Annotated in this window: 4 protein-coding genes; all 4 read right to left on the bottom strand. The window is 46.0% G+C overall.

The features are described 5' to 3' along the window. Positions 1-111: 111 nt before the first annotated feature. Positions 112-2,253, bottom strand: a complete 2,142-nt coding sequence (locus P6910_RS14120) for a C2H2-type zinc finger protein (protein WP_317141927.1) — start codon at positions 2,251-2,253, stop codon at positions 112-114. Between the two features lie 170 nt (positions 2,254-2,423). Then, on the bottom strand, positions 2,424-3,848 hold the full coding sequence (xseA, locus tag P6910_RS14115) for an exodeoxyribonuclease VII large subunit (protein ID WP_317141926.1): 1,425 nt from the start codon (positions 3,846-3,848) through the stop codon (positions 2,424-2,426). A gap of 108 nt (positions 3,849-3,956) precedes the next feature. Next, positions 3,957-12,353, bottom strand: coding sequence for a hypothetical protein (locus P6910_RS14110; protein WP_317141925.1), 8,397 nt, complete (start codon positions 12,351-12,353; stop codon positions 3,957-3,959). A gap of 246 nt (positions 12,354-12,599) precedes the next feature. After that, complete coding sequence (locus P6910_RS14105) at positions 12,600-20,732, bottom strand: hypothetical protein (protein WP_317141924.1); 8,133 nt, start codon at positions 20,730-20,732, stop codon at positions 12,600-12,602. Between the last annotated feature and the right edge of the window lie 72 nt (positions 20,733-20,804).

Raw genomic sequence — 20,804 nt, 5'->3', positions numbered from 1 at the left:
GGGTCGCCTGGACGAGCCCTATTCCCGGTCAGCCTCCCAGTTTAAAGAGGGGAAGGATAGATTAAGAAAATAAGAGTGTTTTTGTGTTTTCTTAGCGAAGAGGGTGTCATTTCAGGGATTGAGGTCATTGTTCCGGTTTGCATCAACAAGCTTGCGTTTTCGATGTCTTTTTTTATGAATCGACAGGTCAAAAGCACTCTTGCAGACAGTCCCACACGGTCTCTGCAGACCATCCTCTCCGACCACTGTCACATCGCAGGTCTGTGGTTCGCTGTGGTCTTTTCTTTTGTGGGTCGATAGCGCATTGGAATTATTGAAGAGCTTTCCGCATAGCCATGGTCGGCCATCCACTCCGATCAGTGTTAAGTCGCAAGTTTTTGGTCCGGTATGGTATGTGCTTTTGTGACTCGACAGGCCTATAGCGTTCTTACACACTGCCCCGCACGGCCGCTGCTGCCCATTCTTCCCAATTACAGTTTCCTTACAGGTTTTTTGCCCGGTGTGATCTTTTCTCATGTGATCCCTCAGGTCCTGATAACTCTTGAAGACCTTCCCGCATGCCTGCTGCTGGCCATCCTCTGCGGCCATGATCACTCTGCAGGTTCGTTTCCCGCTGTGCATTCTGCTTTTGTGATTAGACAGAGTTTGAGCGTTCTTGCAGACTGCCCCGCATTGTCGCTTCTGGCCATCTTTCCCAACTACGGTTGCGTCACAGGTTTGTTGTCCGGTGTGGAAGGTTCTTTTGTGATTCGTCAGGGCTTTAGAACTTGTGCAGAGCGTCCCGCATCGGCGAGGCTGGCCATCTTCCCCGATCACGGTTACGTCACAGGCTCGTTGCCTGCTATGGTGATCGGTTTTGTGAGCTGACAGGGCTTTAGCATTGTTGCAGACTGCTCCGCATGGCTGCGGCTGGTCATTCTTCCCGATCACCATCACGACACAGGTTTTTTGCCCGGTATGGTATCTTCTTTTGTGACTCGACAGGGCACGAAGATTCTGGAAGACCATTCCGCACGGCCTTGGTTGGCCATCCTTTCCGACTACTGCGCCACAGGTTTTTTGCCCGCTATGGTATAAGCTTTTGTGATTCGACAGAGCTTGAAGACTATTGTAAGTTTTTCCGCATGGTCGCTGCTGGCTATCTTGCCCAACTATGGTTTCGTTACAGGTTTGTTGCCTGGTGTGGACACTTCTCTTGTGATATTTGAGGGCTACAATATTCTGGCAGACCATTCCACAAGGCCATGGTTGCCCATCCTCCCTGACTATTGTGACGTAACAGGTTTTTTGTCCGCTATGGTATTTGTTTTTGTGAGACAAAAGTGTTTTTTTATTCTTGTAGACTTTCCGGCATTGCCGCAGTTGGCCATCCTCGCCGACTAAGATCACGTTGCAGGTTGCTTGCCTGCTAGTGTCAATTGTACTGGCGGCCCCTGCACCTGTTGAGTCTGCGACCCCGTCTGAGGCGACCCCGTCTACAGGGCTGCAACGATAGCAGTGTCTATTAGCCACATGGGAGCATGAACTTTCTCCGGATGTTTCTTCAGTGTCGTATGTCGAACTTTCTTCACAATCTGGCTCTATGCTATCGGATGAGTCGGGAGATTGTCGGAATCGACAAACACCATTACAGGGATGGATATAACAATTTAAGCCCAAAGTATGCGGGTGTTGTTCAGGATCCTCGTCACCGTCAACAGAGTCATAAAACAGGAGACTGGTGAAATGATAGCCCGTGTTGTGAGTGCTTGCTTCTGGGGCACGCTGGCCCGATGATTCTGGTGGTTGGTAAGAAGGTTGGCCTTGTTCAGAGCCTGGCATCACAGCGGTGATAGCAAGTCGGTGAATTTGACTCGCTTCTTGTTGCTCAATCGGGTTAAACAGTGGTGAATTGGCGTTCCAATAGCTTTTTAAAAGCCAACCGACAGTGATAACTGCTTCTGCAGTTAAGGATGAATAAGAGTTTGAGCTCAGAGAGGCGTCTCTGGTGGTCAGAATGAGCTCATAAGCAACCAGCAGATTCATCGCGTAAAGCCATCGCCACGAAATCGACTCTATAAGAGTCGTCTGCACTTCCTGACTGTCAGGTTTGTGTCGTTTGTCATCAGGTGATGAGTCTGGTTCTACATTGCTGTTTGTGTCGACAATGTCTGATGGGTTGCCTGACCATGTTGATCGGTTAAGCTTTATAGAAAAGTTCTGGTCAGGAAAATCTGCATTCTGTTCAACCTCGATAACAAAACGTCTTGCCAACGGTTTAGTCTGGCAGACGACAGAAAACGACAGTAACAGCAGTGCCGCAAAAAGTGAGTGTTTAATAATTCTATCCTTGTCCTCTGGTTTACAGAGAAGAAGGATAGATTAAGAAAACAAGAGTGTTTCTTTATCTTTTTCATCAAGAAGGTGTTGCAAAACGCTGACAACTACGATTTGTGAATCTCAATCACCTGACAGTCTGCTGAACCCTGGCTGAATCGAGCTGTTACCTGTTCACCTTCAGTCAGTTGTCCGGCATCCCGAATAAATTCATCGCCTCTGGCGACAATACTGTAGCCTCGAGACAGGGTTGCCAGAGGGCTGACAGCATCCAGCATGCCTGTCAGTTGTTTTAAGCGATTTTCTTTCTGTTTTAAAAGTACCTGTAGAGATGAATCAAGTTGGCTTTTCAGAAGATTCAACTCTCCTTGCAGCCGCTCGATGCGCCTTGAAGGTGAAGACTGTAAAAGCCTGTCGTTGAGCCTTTGATACTTTGCAGCCTGGCCCTGAAGGGCTATGGTCATGGATTGTTGCAGACGAATGTCCAGATCTTTCAGCCGCTGGTTGAGCTCTTTCAGGCGTTCCCCCGGATGACGCAGGCGCAGACTGGTGTTATCAAGCCGCTGGGACAGGGTCTGCAGGCGATGCTTCATCAGAGCCTGTAGCTTTCGATTCAGCAGACCGAGCTTATTGAGAATATCCTGTTGGTCCGGACTCAGTACTTCAGCCGCCGCCGATGGCGTCGGTGCCCGGTAATCAGCGACAAAATCAGCAATGGTAAAATCAATTTCATGGCCCACGGCACTGACCACGGGGATTTCAGAAGCCGCTATGGCTCTGGCGACTCTTTCCTCATTGAAGGGCCAGAGGTCTTCCAGTGAACCACCCCCACGACCGACAATCAGAACGTCAAACAACCCACTGCGATTGGCCATTTCAATGCCTCTGACCAGCTCGTCGGCGGCTTGTTTACCTTGAACTGCACTGGGAATGACTGTGATGGGTATGGAGGGGAAGCGTCTTTTTAATACCGCCAGGATGTCGCGGATAGCTGCGCCTGTTGGAGAGGTCACGACACCAATATGGGAGGGCAGGGCAGGCAGAGGCCTTTTCCGCTCTGCATTGAACAGACCTTCGTTGGCCAGCTTCAGCTTAAGCTCCTCAAAAGCACGTTGAAGGGCACCGGCACCGCCTTCTTCCATGTGATCGACAATCAGCTGGTAGTCGCCCCGGCCCTCATAAAGGCTCACCCGACCCCTGACAATCAGTTGCATGCCTTCAGCCGGAACAAAACGAATGCTGCGATTCCGGTTTTTGAACATTGCACAGCGAATCTGGGCATTGGCATCTTTAAGGGTGAAGTACCAATGTCCTGATCCGGGTCGGGCAAGGCCGGAAAGTTCGCCTTCAACCCTGACATTCGCGAAGCGCGTTTCCAGCATTCTCCGGGTTTGGCTGTTCAGCTCTGTCACAGTCAGAGGACGCTGATTGTCCGATTGAGCGGGAGATCCCGGCTCAGCATGAAATAAATTCTGGCCTTGCATGAGAATGTTGATGCCACATTGTTTGAGAGATGAGATAAGGCTGAGCAACAATATACCGGATTATTCCCGGTCAAACTACACACTCGTTGATGCCTGGTTGGGGATTTCAGTCACAGGCCTCCTGATACTCTTACTGAGTAGATTATCAATAACTTTTTAAAGATCGAACATTCTTATTTGGTTTTTAATAAACATCAACATCTCATCGCCATTTTCCTGTTCTGATCCTTGCAAAAAAAGATCGGAAGCGTGTGAGAAAAAGTGAAATAAAGTCATCCAGAAACTAATTTTCAGATTGTATTGTTTGAATGCGGTCCTCACGGCCATTCGGTTATCATCGTACATAAGCGTTAGATCGGCGGTTGCCAGCAGTGCTACAAAAACGCTTTTCATTTTTTCATCTTTTTCAATCTTCTGTCTCATGATCCCATCCCAAAACAGATCCCGTTCGTTGTCACAGCTATCATTGAGAGTCTCGTACGCCCAAAAATAATAGTGAATCAGGGCCGACTTTGTGCGATGTTTTTTCAAAAGAGCATTACTTATAGCTTCATAATTTGGGTGAGATTTCAGTTGCGGAAGGTTATAAACGTAATCATCAAAACCGGTGTCAGGTTGTGGTGTTTCCCGCAGTGCTTTAAACAGGTTTGTATAGTCATATCGGCTTAGCTCGTAGCGGGCAATAGTCTCTGGTAATCGATCAATATCAGAAGCAGTTGCCTCAGATGATGTATCAAGCGCCTCTGATTTATCCGACAAAAAAATTTTAACAAGGCTTAAATAGTTTTTAATATTTTTTGGCCTGTCACCACTTTTGATTTCACTGTTCAGCCAAAAACTATATTGTTTTATTCTTTGGTTAATGGGAAAAAGCCTTGCTTTCTCCATTGGTTCCAGAAGTATTCGCTCAATACTTTCAGGATCACTTTTACTCTGAAATAACGCTTCTTCAACTTCAGGGACATCATTGCTGAACACAAATTGGATGTTATGGTGTATGGGGGTAATCAAAAAATGCTTTGCGATGAGTGTTGGCCAACCAGCCTGGGGGATATGCAAAAGATTAAACCGTTTATCAGTAAAGACTCTGATGGCTGCCTCAACGGCAAAACGTACACCATATAGAGAGCTTGCTAATAGCCCAGGCAAGATGTCTGTGACAATCTTACCCGCTTCAATAAAGATCTTTTCCCCTGGTTTTCTGGCCGATGCGTATTGAATAACAGGCTTATTGTCCTGCTCTGTTTGCCAGGCTTCTGATGTCTCGTCCTGGTAATACTGGTAGTTGTCCAGCCGCATAGCCACTAGTGATTGCAGATAACCGGCATAAGGGAAGTTGAGATGGCGTGCTTTCCGGAAATGGGTATGTGCCCTGAGCATAACTCTTTTGTGACCGGTTAATATTACCTGCTGAAAGTCAGAACTTATTTGTGCCTCCAGAAGCGTCAGGCCAGCCAGACAATGAAGCCAGCCTGATATCTCTGATGATTGAGAATCCATTTCATATTGTTCTAACTGCTGTTTTAATTTCTCGTAGCCAACTTTTCTCGCTTGTTGAATAGCCATAATAAAAATACTTTCGTTTCCAGCTCTGAACATTTTCAAGTGGTCATGGTTAAAGACAATATGTTCGATGATTTTTGATTCAATACGACTTGCAACAGTATTTACTGGCTTATGCCATATAAAGTGTTGAAAACGTTTGTGAAATGTTTCCCAGTCATAGTAATCAATCTGGAGTTTTTTTGCCTTTTCTGCATTTCCACCAATGAGCGCGAGAATATACTCGTGAATCAGAAAAAAGGTGTTGTACCAGTACGATATGGTATCGTGGGCAACCATTCCAGGAAGCAAGTGAATTATTTTTGTCAGAAGTCCTAAGTCATGACCAAAATGAAGTGCGGTTAAGCGGGCCTGAATTTCAAAGGGAAGGGCTTTAAGATGAGGGAGATCCGGCTCTACTTCGGGTGATTCGCTAACCAGATAAAAAGCAAGTTTTATAATATCTGACATTGCCCGAGTATTAGGGTCAATATCTTTAGTGAGCTTCCTCTGAGCCTCTTTCAGGGATACGTAAATCTTCGGGTTTGATGCCAGGCCGAAGACTGAATAGTAAATGGTCAACATAGATAAATCCAGATAATCAAAATCCAACAATTCCGATCGGCCAGAAGCGAAGTAGAGAGTCAATCTTAATACTGCTTCCTTATCTGCTTCCGCTTGCAACCTTGCTTCTGCTGCCGCTGCCGCTTTCGTTACCTCTTTCGATTCCGCTGCTACTTTTGCTTTCGCTTCCGCATTCGATTCCGCTACTATTTTTGCTTTCGCTGCCGCTCTCACTGCCGCTCTCGTTTCCGCTATTGCTGTCGCTACCGACTCCCCTGGCGCTCTGCCTTCCGGTTTCTTTTCCGCTTTAGCTTCTGCTATCGCTATCGCTGCTGCTGTCGCTTTCGTATCTGCTAACTCTATGGCCACTGCTGCCGCATTCTCAGCTTCCCTGATTGCCGAAGCCTCCCTCACTGCCGCAGCCTCTTTCAATGTCGCTACCACTGCCGCAGCGGTTCCCGCTTTCACTAACGATCGTTCATTCTGTCCGTTACGCAGATGCTGGGTAATAGTATATTGCTGGTCCATTCGACTCAAAACAATATCAACTGAGCCATCAGAGCCTTTTATCGGAAGCTGCTCCATAAACTCTCTGAGTATTCGTATGGAAGGTGTTACCTTACCTGGAATATTGCTTTGCGGGTTTTTCATATAAGTCTCTGCATCAAAGGCCAGTTTCAGCCCGAAAGGCTTTGGAATCAGTATCAGCCACTTGAGCAATACTCCGATCATAACCATTAGATCTGAATCCGATTCTAATAAAATCTCAATAGACTGTGACACCCCGGAGAATGCAGAGTAAATGGCTCTCGATGTTGCCTCACACTCTACTTCCATAGCATATTCAAAAAACAGCAAGAGTATCGGGGCATAAGGGAAGCCATGATCTCCAGACAATAAAATAGTTTCGTTTATCCTTTTGGCGTTGAGTTTGACTTTCGGGCCAAAGAACAACTCAATGGTTTTGTTGTCATTTGACATTTTGGCATCCATCATGGCCAGTGCCTTCAGGAAATAGTAATAACCGATCCCCAGTCTGTTTGTTAAATTGTTACCATTTCTTATTACTGCCTTTCTAAATGCAGTGATTTGCTTTTCTGCCTGTTGCAAAAATTTTTCCGGGTTGGTCTGAATAAGTCTGAGTTCCTGAATAATATTGTTATCCAGTTGTAATAAATACTGGTTAAATACTTGTTCATTGTGTGGTCCTGTTGATGGTCGGATGCCTGGCTTCAGGTCTGTTGGCTGCCTGGCTGCTTTTACGGTTCTTTTTGCTTTTTCAGAATGTGTACCTGTTCCAGACGTTAGTTGTGCCGGAGTGGGGGAAGCCGGAACCTCTTTGATTTGAATAAAGTCTCTTGAAAGCAGCAAAGATCGGGCAAGAATCCAGTCTTTGATTAAATCGGGTCTGGACTTTTTAATAGCCTTATTACTTATTTGGTCATGATGCCCGTCAAATATTTCCTTTTCACTCTTGCTGTCTTCGCTCAACGAAGCTTTGAGATAACTTTCCCAAAATCCCACTTTCCAAAAGGCTATCAATCTGGGTTGATGATGTTTGAGCTGTTGTCCGGTTTGCTCAGTGTCCATGAATGCTTTCAGGTCAGTCATGGCCAGCACATTTGGGAAATAAAATGTATCCATGAGCTGTGATTTTTTTTTCAAGGCTCCCTTAATTTGCAGAGTCTTAAGGCTGTATGACCAAAGTTCACTGCGAATCTGACCGGCAGCAGGCTCTTGTTTTTTCTCCAGTATCAGTATCAGTAATCCAATGGTTTGTTGCAGCTCCCGAGTCCCGGGACGAACTGCTTTCAGGGATGTTAATATCGAGGCGGTATCCGGTTCTCTCAGGGCATTGACAATAGCCTTCACCTCTCTGCCTCTGTCTGAGAGGTCTGACGCTTTGGCTAACCCCTGCTCAATCCTGATTAGGGTGATGGCGTCTGTATCCTGATAGAGCTGCTCCAGAAATCCACCATTCGATAGACCTTCAACTTTTACCTGGTTGAAGCTTGTCGCTCTGGAAGCCATGCTGCGTAAGAGCCGGTTTACAGGTTCCATCTGGGGCCAGCCTGCCGGATGTTGGTTGTGTAATTGCATCCCGATTAATAATTGGTAGGCAAGCGGTATACCGGCAATAGCTGCCGGTAACAACAGCTCGAAGGTTTTTTCATAGATCTGCAGTACTTCTGGTTTTCCAGATGGGAATTTCTGGTTCAGAATGAACAACGCCTGAACCAGTTGCGCATAAGGGAAGTGGTTCTCATAAGCCGCCTGCTCTAAGTCTTTGCGCTGTTGATTGCCCGGGGTATTGGCCAGGTTGATGGTGATGACTGGCTGGTCTGCGGATGTATCAGCAGATGCTCCGGAACAGGCCAGTGTTTTCAGGGTTTTTGTTTTTCCGTCCTGCAGTTGCTTTTGCAGTGTATCGGATTCCGTATCGGGCGCAGGGCTTTCTGCAGGGGCTTCGCTTTCTAAAGAGGCTTTGCAATCTTGTGTCTTTATTGTCCTATTCAGCTCGTCCGCAAAGCTATGATCCATCTCCTTAAGCCAGTTCGATATTTCTTCGGACTGAGACAATGCTGTTTCGAAATCGATCGTATTCGGGATTGACTTTTGGGCTGCGGTTTTATTCTTTCTTTTATTTGAGCGTTCAGCAGGATCAGGTGCCACTGCCTCACTGTTATGAGCCACTGTAGAGCATTGATCATCAGGGCTTGCTTTTACTGTGATATCGTTTCTTTCTGGCACAATGGTAATGTCGTTTATTTCTTTTTGTTTCTGTTTCTTCTCATGGGAATTGAAAGAAGAATCTTTTGTTATCGCCTCTGCACCTTCGACATAAGTAGCGGTAGAAACGGTTGCATGTTCGTCAATAATTTTTTGATCCGGTGCATTGTCTGCTAATGGTACGAGGGCAGCTGGTGCTGTTATTTTGGTTTGAGCAGCAACCATAGAATTTGGATCACTGGCATCGTTTTCTGCCTCACTATTGCTTTCCAGTGCCTTGTCTGGTTGGGGCTTGATATAAGGAAGCAGAAATTCCGGTAACCCGGATGATTCTGAAGAATGGCTGAGCAGTGACTGTTGAATCATCGCCTGAACCTGTTGCTCAGTGTCATTCGCCAGCAAGATTTTTAATATATTTTGAGCATTTTGCCCCCTTCTCTTTGCATCAATGCCCAGGTTAGTTTGATCAGGTTGCGTGTCCTGAAGCAGTTTTTCAACCATAGCGGGCAGGCTTGGCATAAGTAGCCTGGAACTCGTGGCAAAAGGTTCTACACGGGTGAAATCGAAATACCCTTCAGGACCGGCAGAAATATTGATCGATAAGATGCGCCATTTTTTTGTCTTGCAAGCGGCGAATGTTATTGTATTTTCTTTGTTTTTATCGGGAAAGCAATGGATCTTCAAGGTGTGCAGTAACCCTCTGCGGTGCAATTCTTTCGGGCTGGCTAAAACTATGGTGTGAAAGTTGTTGCGTCTGACGGTAGTACCAGGCAGGGCACGTGTTAGTTTTTCCTCAATAGAGGCCGAAATCTTTTCCAGACTTTTAATATTCTCAACGGCCAGATCAATATTATTGGTAACAGGTACCTTGCCCAGTTCGATGGGTTTAAACAATGACGAGAGATGTTGCCATCTGGCTAAACCCCCATAAACAAGAGCATCTTCAGTATCGGATATAATACTCTCGGCTTCTGCATAGGTTTTTCTAAAAACAGGTGCGAGCACCAGGAGTGCAGGAATCACGTAGCGGATATCCTGTTTTTTTACTAAAAATACGGCCTCGGAATAATCTTTTACATGATTATCCAAAGACTGTATTTTGTCGTTTATTGCTGATGTGGAGAGATCAGGGGCTATAAAGGCGATATAGTTACTGGCAGACTCTTGCCAGAAAAAAACCACTGCTCCAAGCACGTTTTTGCTAACGTAAAATGTTCCATCAGGGTTCTCTGTATCGTCGAACGGGTAACAAACAAGGCGTAATTTATTGTAAAACCTGAACAGGTGATGTCCGAGATCTCCCTGCATGAATTTATCGGGTGCAGTAAACGCCTGTTGTAGCACTTCGCTGGCAGATTGTATGGACGCCTCTTCCAGCAGTTCGCTGGCAGATTTTATGGCGTTGCACCGGAGGGTTCCCCGGCATAACAAAATATCCTTCTGCCATTGTGGAAACAGTTCCCATAAAGCATTTTCAAGGGCATTGTCTTCCAGCCATTCGTTTTCCTGCTTGTTTAAGCAGGAGCCGATCAGGAAGTGAGTGAACCAGGGGTTGTCGTCACTTTGATGAGACAGTTTTACCGTGTGATTCTCGTGAAACAGGAACATATGGATATTTTCAAGCCCGTCCAGAGGCTCTTGAGGCGTATGGTCATGGTAGCTATAGGAGAGATATCCCTGACCATCAGTAACAATGACCTGTATAGAATGTTCCAGTGCTTTTGATGCCAGCATCATGTGTTGTTGGTTTTTTGGATCAAAACCCCGAAGCATCTGGTTATATAATGTTTCACTGCCACAGTCGGGTGGTTTGCATAGACGGAGTAGGGTTTCAAATTTTTCCCTGGATGTGATACCGAGCTGTTCTGAAAGAAAGTCCGATCTATGGGTCACTCTTTCAGGCCGAAGTCCGGAGCGCCTGTACAAATAGAATAGATGTTTAAGCAGGGATGCTGAAGATACAGCGTCTGCTGGTGTGACCGGATGCTTCCTGTCCGGTGGTGGCGGCTCATTATCGTCAATATTGTTCCTACCGTCCGATTTAGCGCGTCGTTTACTTTTTTCGCTGCTTTTTTTCGCTTTTTGTTCAGAGGGATAACCCGGGCGGGACTGAGATGCAGGTGGTCCATTATTTCCCTGGACACCAGAAGCAGTCATTATGCCCGGTGTAAAACCCGTAGAGGGGAGTGACCTATCTGGCTGATGAGGGATGGCAGGAGGATGAAAACCGTCGAACGCGTTGCTTGTTTTGGGCACCAAAGCCAGTGGGTTTGCGTTTGTTTGATGGCTAAAAAAAAGTGATACACGACCAGAAAAGTATGAGTTGACAGGGTGTCCCGGAAACTCCCGGTTTAAATAGGTCAACACATTGCTCAGTAACTCAGGCTGCCGTTTAACAAACTGGTAAAGTGAGCCGGGGTCGCTCAGAATCTGCTCCCTGACCCGGGCACTGAGGCTTTTGGGTATGGGTGCTGTGAACCCTGAGACAATTCCCCGCCATTGATAGAAATTAAAGGGCGTACTGGTCACCGTGTTCATAAGCAAAGTGGCCAGGTTGAGATGCTCACTTTCTACCAGGGTGCCAATGACGGGTCCGTCCCGACCGGCGTAATGATCCTCGACATTATAAGGGGCATCAGCGAACCCCATGACCAGTACCGGGTCACCTGCTCCCCAGAAATGGTATTTCCGATGTCTGTCGTTGCGGGCGATGAATAAAGAAGATCTCGACCAGGCCGGGTAGGTATCATTGCCGGGCGATACCTTTTCCAGTGCCCAGAGGTTAAAGTACCTCCCGGTCATGAGTGCCGGGCTGGGTTTTATTACAGTCTCGGGAATGCCAGGTTGATAAAGCCAGCTTTGATCCGACCACTGATAAAGCCAGTGATTATTCTGGCAGGCGTGTATTTTTGCCTTGTCAGCTGGCTTACTTTTATTGGGTTCTCCAAACAACTTATCGTGGGAAGAGAGGCAATCAATAGCCTGATTGACCCGCTTAATAGAGTGACTGTCCAAAGCGGTTTGCCCGTCAGCGCTGATGATGTCTTTTTTAGCCAGTTCCGGCAATAGCCAGGGTTTTGTGTGATTCATCGGGAAGTCAATAAGAACGCTCTGACACTTTTTATGCTCTGTAAGCGGATTAGTTTGACAGAGAATGGCTTGCAGGTGATTGAGCTGATCCTCTCGCCAGGGGCGCAGAAAAAGGGTACTGGTATTGGTGTCGTTTAGCAGTTTCCACAGCGAGAGCCAGGCAGACAAAGAATCACCCTTGACGGCCTGAGTCTCCGACGATGATGTCGGGGGTGAGGCCGTAATCTGCCATACAGGATGATTTTCGATGCAAGCAGTTTGCACTGATAAGCGGCCTTTCAGCAAAGAGTGATCGATCATCACCGGATGAGGATTGCAATCGGGGGCATCACCAAAAGCCCGGGACAGTGAGGGGAAGCCGCGGCTGAAAGAAGGGTAGGGTACGGTTGAAGGAGGCAGCAGTTTTGCTAACAGAAACCAGGGCAGGTGACTCAACCATTGATTCTTGAAAAAAAGGGACAGCTTTTTGGGGGTGCCAACGTCGTGTATTACGTGATAATGGTTACCCAGCTTGAGGTGGAAATTATTGGCTTTAAATCCGGCGTAGAGACCCAAAAAGTAGATTTCTGGTGCACTGTACCCGGGTTTATTCTGGTAGCCGGAGGCATGACCTGTTTGTACGTTCATTTCAGTCATGAACAAGAGAGCAATCAAGAGAAGTTTTAACAGTCTTCTGTGACAAACAAGCATAGAGTTGCCATAGATCCCAATTGATGATTATTAATTTATTAATCAGAGTTGACCCGTTAAACAACAGTTTTTATTTATTGAATTGTTCTGATCTCTATGGAGCCTGAGGAAAAATAGCAGTGGGTTCAGGATGTAGCAAGAGTGGCTTTGTAGCTGAGCGTAAACTGAGCCCAAGTCTTCAGTTTACTCACTTGGTCTTTCCAGTGCTCCTGACAGGCCAGGTACTAAATGAAGTAATATTTTTTGTTGGTTTTCAAAATGCTTTTGATGGAAATCTGCTTTTTGTGTCTCTCCCAGAGCAAAAGCGGAAGTGGCCGAGAACTTGTGAAAAATAACCAACCAGGGAGCAAAATCCGTATTGTATTGTTTGAATGCAGTGTTCATGGCCTCCCGGTTATCATCGTACATAACCGTTAGATCAGCGGTTGCCAAAAGTGTCAGGAAAGCTGTTTTCATTGGTTTATTTTCTTCAATCTTCTTTGTCATTATTTCTTCCCAGAACAGCTGTCGTTCGTTGTCATAGCTGTTATCGAGGGTTTCGTAAGCCCATAAATAATAGTGAACCAGGGCTGACTTTGTGCGATGTTTCTTCAAAAGAGCATTACTGATAGCCTCATACTTTGGGTGAGATTTCAGCTGGGGCAGATTAAAAACGAATTCATCCAAACCCGTTTCAGGTTGTGGTGTTTCGTGTAGCAATCCAAACGATGTTGTATAGTCAAACCGACTTAGCTCATAGCTTGCGATATTTTCTGATAATTGATCAACATCAGAAGTTGTTGTCTGGGATGATATATCCGGCACCTCTGATTTACCCAATACAAAAGCTTTGACAAGACTCAAATACTTTTTACTATTTTCTGGCCTGCTACTGCTTTTGATTTCGTTGTCCAGAGCAATACCATATTGTTTTGGTCTTTTTTTAATGGGGAAATGCCTTGTTTTCTCCAGTGGTTCCAGAAGTATTCTCTCAATACTGTCAGGGTCACTTATCCTGGGAAATAACGCTTCTTCAACTTCCGGGCCATAATTGCTGAACACAAATTGCAGGTTATGGATTACGGGGTTAATCAAAAAATGCTTTGCGATCAGTGCTGGCCAACCGGCCTGAGGGGTTTGCAGAAGATTAAACCGATTGTCAGTAAAGACTCTGATAGCTGCTTCAGCCGCAAAACGTACACCCAATCTGGAGCTTGTTATTAAGCTGGGCAAAATATCGTTAACAATTTTACCTGCTTCAATAAAGATCGTTTCCCCTGGTTTTCTGGTCGATGGGTATTGAATAACAGGGTTATTGGTGGAGTCTGTTCGCGAGGCTTCGGATGTCTCGTCCTGATAATACTGGAGGTGCTTATCCAGACGCATATGCACCAGTGATTCCAGGTAACCACCATAAACAAAGCCAAATCGATTGGCTCTCTCGAAATGATAAAGAGCACTGGGCAGGACGCTTTTGCGACCGTTTAATACTACCCGCTGCAAGCCAGAACTTACTTGTGCCTCCAGAAGCGTCAATCCAGCCAGACAATGAAGCCAGCCTGTCATCTGTATAGACTGAGCATCCAATTTATCATCATATTCGTTTAACTGCTGTTTTAATTCCTGATAGCCAACTTTTCTGGCTTGCTCAATAGCAAGAATAAAAATACTTTCGTTTCCAGCTATGAACATTTCCAGGCTGTCATGGTTAAAGACAATCTGTTCCATAATTTTTGATTCAATACGACTTGCAACAGTATTTGCTGGTTTATACCATGTATAGTGCCTAAACCAATTGTGTAATGTTCGCCAACCAACTGAATCAATCTGGAGTTTTTTTGCCTTTTCTGCATTCCCACCAATGAGCATGAGAATATACTCGTGAATCAGAAAAAAGGTGTTGTAATAATACGATATGGTATCGTGGACAGCCATTTCAGGAAGCAAATGAATTATTTTTGTCAGAAGTCGTAAGTCATGACCAAAATGAAGAATGGTTATGTTAGCTTGGGAAGAGAATGAAAGAGCCTTAAGATGATGGAGATCCGGCTCTACTTCTGGTGATGGATTAAACAGAATCAGATAAAAAGCAAGTTCTATAATATCTGCCAGTGCCCGCCTCTCAGGGTCAATATCTTTAGTAAGTACGCTCTGAACCTGTCTCAGGAATCCGATAACCTCCGGGCTTGATACATGGCCCAATATAGAATAGTTAATGATCAATGTCGAAAAATCCAGGCTATGAAAATCCAACAGTTCCGTTAGGCCAGTAGCGATGTAAAGTGTCAATCTTAATTCTGCTTCCGCTTGCTCTACTGCTTCCGATTTCGCTGCCGCTAGCGCTTTTTCTGCAGCTATCACTTCCGCTTTAGCTTTTGCTAACTCGGTATTTAACGCTAATATTCTCGCTTCTGTATTCGTTAACTCTAAGGCTACTTTTGTCGCTGTCAAAGCCTCTTTCGCTTCTGCTAAAGCTTTCAGAGCTTCTTTCGTTGCCGCTAACGCTGCTCCAGCCACTCCTGCGTTGCCTAACTCGGCTGTACCCGATTTCACTTCCGCTTTTTCATTCTGTTTGTTTGGCAGATGCTGAGTAATTGTATGTTTCTGGCCCATTCGACTCAAAACAACATCAACTGCGCCGTCAGAGCCTTTTACCGTAAGCTGATCCATAAATTCTCTGAGTATTCGTATGGAAGGTGTTACCCTACCGAGAATATTGCTTTGCGGGTTTTTCAGGTAGGTGTTTGCATCAAAGGCCAGTTTCAGTTCGAAAGGCCTTGGAATCAGTATCAGCCACTTGAGTAATAGTCCGGCCAGAACCTGTGGGATTGAGAGCGATTCTAATAAAATCTCAATAGACTGTGACACTCCGGAGAGTGCAGAGTAATGGGCCTTCGCTATTGTATTAGAATTTTCCCCCATACCATGTTCAAAAAACAGCAAGAGCAATGGGGCATAGGGGAAGAAATGTTTATCAGACAATCTAATAGTCTCTTTTATCTTATTAGCGTTGAGTTTGACTTCAGGGGTAAAAGACAACTCAATGGTTTTTTCATCATCTGACATTTTGGCCCCCATCATGGCCAGTGCCTTTAGAAAATAGTAATAACCGATTCCCAGATTGTCTGTTAAATTGTTGCCATTTCTTAACAGAGCCTTTCTGAATGCAGTGATGTGAGTTTCTACCTGTTGCAAAAATTTCTCCGGGTTGGTCTGAATAAGCCTCAGTTCCTGAATAATATTGTTATCCAGTTGTAATAAATACTGTTTAAATACTTGTTCATCGTGTGGTCCTGTTGATGGTCGGATGCCAGGCTTCAGGTCTGTTGGCTGCCTGGCTGCTTTTACGGTTCTTTTTGCTTTTTTAGAATGTGTACCTGTTTCAGACGTTAGTTGCGCCGTAGTGAGGGAAGCCGGAACCTCTTTGATTTGAATAAAATCTCTTGAAAGCAGAAAGCTCCGGGCAAGAATCCAGTCTTTGATTAAATCGGGTCTGGATTTTTTAATCGCTTTATTGCTTATTTGGTCATGATGCCCGTCAAATATTTCCTGTTCACTCCTGCTGTTTTCAGTCAACGAAGCTTTGAGATAGCTTTCCCAAAACCCCACTTTCCAAAAGGCTATCAATCTGGGTTGATGACTTTTGAGTAATTGTCCGGTTTGCTCAGTATCCATGAATGCTTTCAGGTCAGTCATGGCCAGCACATGTGGGAAATAAGATGTATCCATGAGCTGTGATTTTTTTTTCAAGGCTCCCTTAATTTGCAGAGTGTTAAGGCTGTATGACCAAAGTTCATTGCGAATCTGACCGGCTGCAGGCTCTTGTTTTTTCTCCAGTATCAGTATCAGTAACCCGATGGTGAGTTGCAGCTCCCGAGCTCCGGGATGAACTGCTTTCAGGGCTGTTAATATCGAGGCGGTATCCGGTTCTCTCAGGGCATTGACAATATGCTTCACCTCTCTGCCTCTGTCAGAGAGGTCTGACGCTTTGGCTAACCCCTGCTCAATCCTGATTAGGGTGATGGCGTCTGTATCCTGATAGAGCTGCTCCAGAAATCCACCATTCAATAGACCTTCAACTTTTACCTGGTTGAAGCTTGTCGCTCTGGAAGCCACGCTGCGTAACAGCCGGTTTACAGATTCCATCTGGGGCCAGTCTGCCGGATGTTGGTTGTGTAATTGCATCCCGATTAATAATTGGTAGGCAAGCGGTATACCGGCAATGGCTGCCGGTAACAGCAGCTCGAAAGCCTTCCCATAGATCTGCAGTACTTCTGGTTTTCCGGATGGGAGTTTCTGGTTCAGAATGAACAACGCCTGAACCAGTTGCGCATAGGGGAAGTGGTTCTCATAAGCTGCCTGCTCCAAGTCTTTGCGCTGTTGACTGCTCGGGGTACTGGCCAGGTTGATGTTGATGACTGGCTGGTCTGCGGATGTATCAGCAGATGTTCCGGAACAGGCCAGTATTTTCAGGGTTTTTGTTTTTCCGTCCTGCAGTTGCTTTTGCAGTGTATCGGATTCTGTATCGGGCGCAGGGCCTTCTGCAGGAGCTTCGCTTTCTACAGAGGCTTTGCAATCTTGTGTCTTTATTGTCCTGTTCAGCTCGTCCGCAAAGCTATGATCCATCTCCTTAAGCCAGTTCGATATTTCTACGGACTGAGACAAGGCTGTTTCGAAATCGATCGTATTCGGGATTGACTTTTGGGCTGCGGTTTTATTCTTTCTTTTATTTGAGTGTTCAGCAGGATCAGGTGCCGTGGCAATGTCGTTTATTTCTTTTTGCTTCTGTTCCTTCTCATGGGAATCGAAAGAAGAATCTGTTGTTATCGCCTCTGCACCTTCACTATTACTTTCCAGTGCCTTGTCAGGTTGGGGCTTGATATAAGGAAGCAGAAATTCCGGTAACCCGGATGATTCTGAAGAATGGCTGAGCAGTGACTGTTGAATCATCGCCTGAACCTGTTGCTCAGTGTCATTCGCCAGCAAGATTTTTAATATATTTTGAGCATTTTGCCCCCTTCTCTTTGCATCAATGCCCGGGTTAGTTTGATCAGGTTGCGTGTCCTGAAGCAGTTTTTCAACCATAGCGGGCAGGCTTGGCATAAGTAGCCTGGAACTCGTGGCAAAAGGTTCTACACGGGTGAAATCGAAATACCCTTCAGGACCGGCAGAAATATTGATCGATAAGATGCGCCATTTTTTTGTCTTGCAAGCGGCGAATGTTATTGTATTTTCTTTGTTTTTATCGGGAAAGCAATGGATCTTCAAGGTGTGCAGTAACCCTCTGCGGTGCAATTCTTTCGGGCTGGCTAAAACTATGGTGTGAAAGTTGTTGCGTCTGACGGTAGTACCAGGCAGGGCGCGTGTTAGTTTTTCCTCAATAGAGGCCGAAATCTTTTCCAGACTTTTAATATTCTCAACGGCCAGATCAATATTATTGGTAACAGGTACCTTGCCCAGTTCGATGGGTTTAAACAATGACGAGAGATGTTGCCATCTGGCTAAACCCCCATAAACAAGAGCATCTTCAGTATCGGATATAATACTCTCGGCTTCTGCATAGGTTTTTCTAAAAACAGGTGCGAGCACCAGGAGTGCAGGAATCACGTAGCGAATATCCTGTTTTTTTACTAAAAATACGGCCTCGGAATAATCTTTAACATGATTATCCAAAGACTGTATTTTGTCGTTTACTGCTGATGTGGAGAGATCAGGGGCTATAAAGGCGATATAGTTACTGGCAGACTCTTGCCAGAAAAAAACCACTGCTCCAAGCACGTTTTTGCTAACGTAAAATGTTCCATCAGGGTTCTTTGTATCGTCGAACGGGTAACAAACAAGGCGTAATTTATTGTAAAACCTGAACAGGTTATGTCCGAGATCTCCCTGCATGAATTTATCGGGTGCAGTAAACGCCTGTTGTAGCACGTCGCTGGCAGATTGTATGGACGCCTCTTCCAGCAGTTTGCTGGCAGATTTTGTGGATGCCTCCTCCAGCCGTTCGCTGGCAGATTTTATGGCGTTGCACTGGAGCGTTTCCCGGCATAACAAAATATCCTTCTGCCATTGTGGAAACAGTTCCCACAAAGCATTTTCAAGGGCATTGTCTTCCAGCCATTCGTTTTCCTGCTTGTTTAAGTAAGAGCTGATCAGGAAGTGAGTGAACCAGGGGTTGTCGTCACTTTGATGAGACAGTTTTACCGTGTGATTCTCGTGAAACAGGAACATATGGATATTTTCAAGCCCGTCCAGAGGCTCTTGAGGCGTATGGTCATGGTAGCTATAGGAGAGATATCCCTGACCATCAGTAACAATGACCTGTATAGAATGTTCCAGTGCTTTTGATGCCAGCATCATGTGTTGTTGATTTTTTGGATCAAAACCCCGATGCATCTGGTTATATAATGTTTCACTGCCACAATCGGGTGGTTGGCATAGACGGAGCAGGGTTTCAAATTTTTCCCTGGATGAAATACCAAGCTGTTCTGAAAGAAAGTCCGATCTATGGGTCACTCTTTCAGGCCGAAGTCCGGAGCGCCTGTACAAATAGAATAGATGTTTAAGCAGGGATGCTGAGGATACAGCGTCTGCTGGCGTGACCGGATGCTTCCTGTCCGGTGGTGGCGGCTCATTATCGTCAATATTGTTCCTACCGTCCGATTTAGCACGTCGTTTACTTTTTTTGCCGCTTTTTTTCGCTTTTTGTTCAGAGGGATAACCCGGGCGGGATTGAGATGCAGGCGGTCCATCATTTCCCTGGACACCAGAAGCAGTCATTATGCCCGATGTAAAACCCGTAGAGCGTAGTGACCTATCTGGCTGATGAGGGATGGCAGGAGGATGAAAACCGTCGAACGCGTTGCTTGTTTTGGGCACCAGGGCCAGTGGGTTTGCGTTTGTTTGATGGCTAAAAAAAGGTGATACACGACCGGAAAAGTATGAGTTGACAGGGTGTCCCGGAAACTCCCTGTTTAAATAGGTCAACACATTGTTCAGTAACTCAGGTCGCCATTTAACAAACTGGTAAAGTGAGCCGGGGTCGCTCAGAATCTGCTCCCTGACCCGGGCACTAAGGCTTTTGGGCATGGGTGCTGTGAACCCTGAGAGAACTCCCCGCCATTGATAGAAATTAAAGGGCGTACTGGTCACCGTGTTCATAAGCAGAGTGGCCAGGTTGAGATGCTCACTTTCTACCAGGGTGCCAATGATGGGTCCGTCCCGACCGGCGTAATGATCCTCGACATTATAAGGGGCGTCTGCGAACCCCATGACCAGTACCGGGTCACCTGCTCCCCAGAAATGGTATTTCCGATGTCTGTCGTTGCGTGCGATGAATAAAGAAGATCTCGACCAGGCCGGGTAGGTATCATTGCCGGGCGATACCTTTTCCAGTGCCCAGAGGTTAAAGTACTTCCCGGTCATAAGTGCCGGGCTGGGTTTTATTACAGTCTCGGGAATGCCAGATTGATAAAGCCAGCTTTGATCCGACCACTGATAAAGCCAGTGATTATTCTGGCAGGCGTGTATTTTTGCCTTGTCAGCTGGCTTGCTTTTATGGGGTTCTCCAAACAACTTATCGTGGGAAGAGAGGCACTCAATAGCCTGATTGACCCGCTTAATAGAGTGACTGTCCAAAGCGGTTTGCCCGTCAGCGCTGATGATGTCTTTTTTAGCCAGTTCCGGCAATAGCCAGGGTTTTGCGTGATTCAGCGGGAAGTCAATAAGAACGCTCTGACACTTTTTATGCTCTGTAAGCGGATTAGTTTGACAGAGAATGGCCTGCAAGCGATTGAGCTGATCTTCTCGCCAGGGACGCAGGAAAAGGGTACTGGTATTGGTGTCGTTTAGCAGTTTCCACAGCGACAGCCAGGCAGAAAGAGAATCACCCTTGACGGCCTGAGTCTCTGACGATGATGTCGGGGGTGAGGCTGTAATCTGCCATACAGGATGACTTTCGATGCAAGCGGTTTGCACTGATAAGCGGCCTTTCAGCAAAGAGTGATCGATCATCACCGGATGAGGATTGCAATCGGGGGCATCACCAAAAGCCCGGGACAGTGAGGGGAAACCGCGACTGAAAGAAGGGTAGGGTACGGTTGAAGGAGGCAGCAGTTTTGCTAACAGAAACCAGGGCAGGTGACTCAACCATTGGTTCTTGAAAAAAAGGGACAACTTTTCGGGTGTGCCAACGTCGTGTATTACGTGATAATGGTTACCCAGCTTAAGGTGGAAATTATTGGCTTTAAATCCGGCGTAGAGACCTAAAAAGTGGATTTCTGGTGCACTGTACCCGGGTCCATTCTGGTAGCCGGAGGCATGACTTGTTTGTACGTTCATTTCAATCATGAACAGCAGCGCAATCAAGAGAAGTGTTAACAGTCTTCTGTGACAAACAAGCATAGAATTGCC

The sequence above is a fragment of the Endozoicomonas sp. 8E genome (assembly GCF_032883915.1).
Lineage (GTDB): Bacteria > Pseudomonadota > Gammaproteobacteria > Pseudomonadales > Endozoicomonadaceae > Endozoicomonas_A.
The sequence above is the reverse complement of the archived record's forward strand: the minus strand, read 5'-3'. Positions and strand labels throughout refer to the sequence as shown.

What these genes read in the sequence shown, in the direction of transcription:
- P6910_RS14110 (WP_317141925.1), bottom strand. Translation starts at nt 12,353, where the DNA reads ATGAACGTACAAACAGGTCATGCCTCCGGCTACCAGAATAAACCCGGG.
- P6910_RS14105 (WP_317141924.1), bottom strand. Translation starts at nt 20,732, where the DNA reads ATGAACGTACAAACAAGTCATGCCTCCGGCTACCAGAATGGACCCGGG.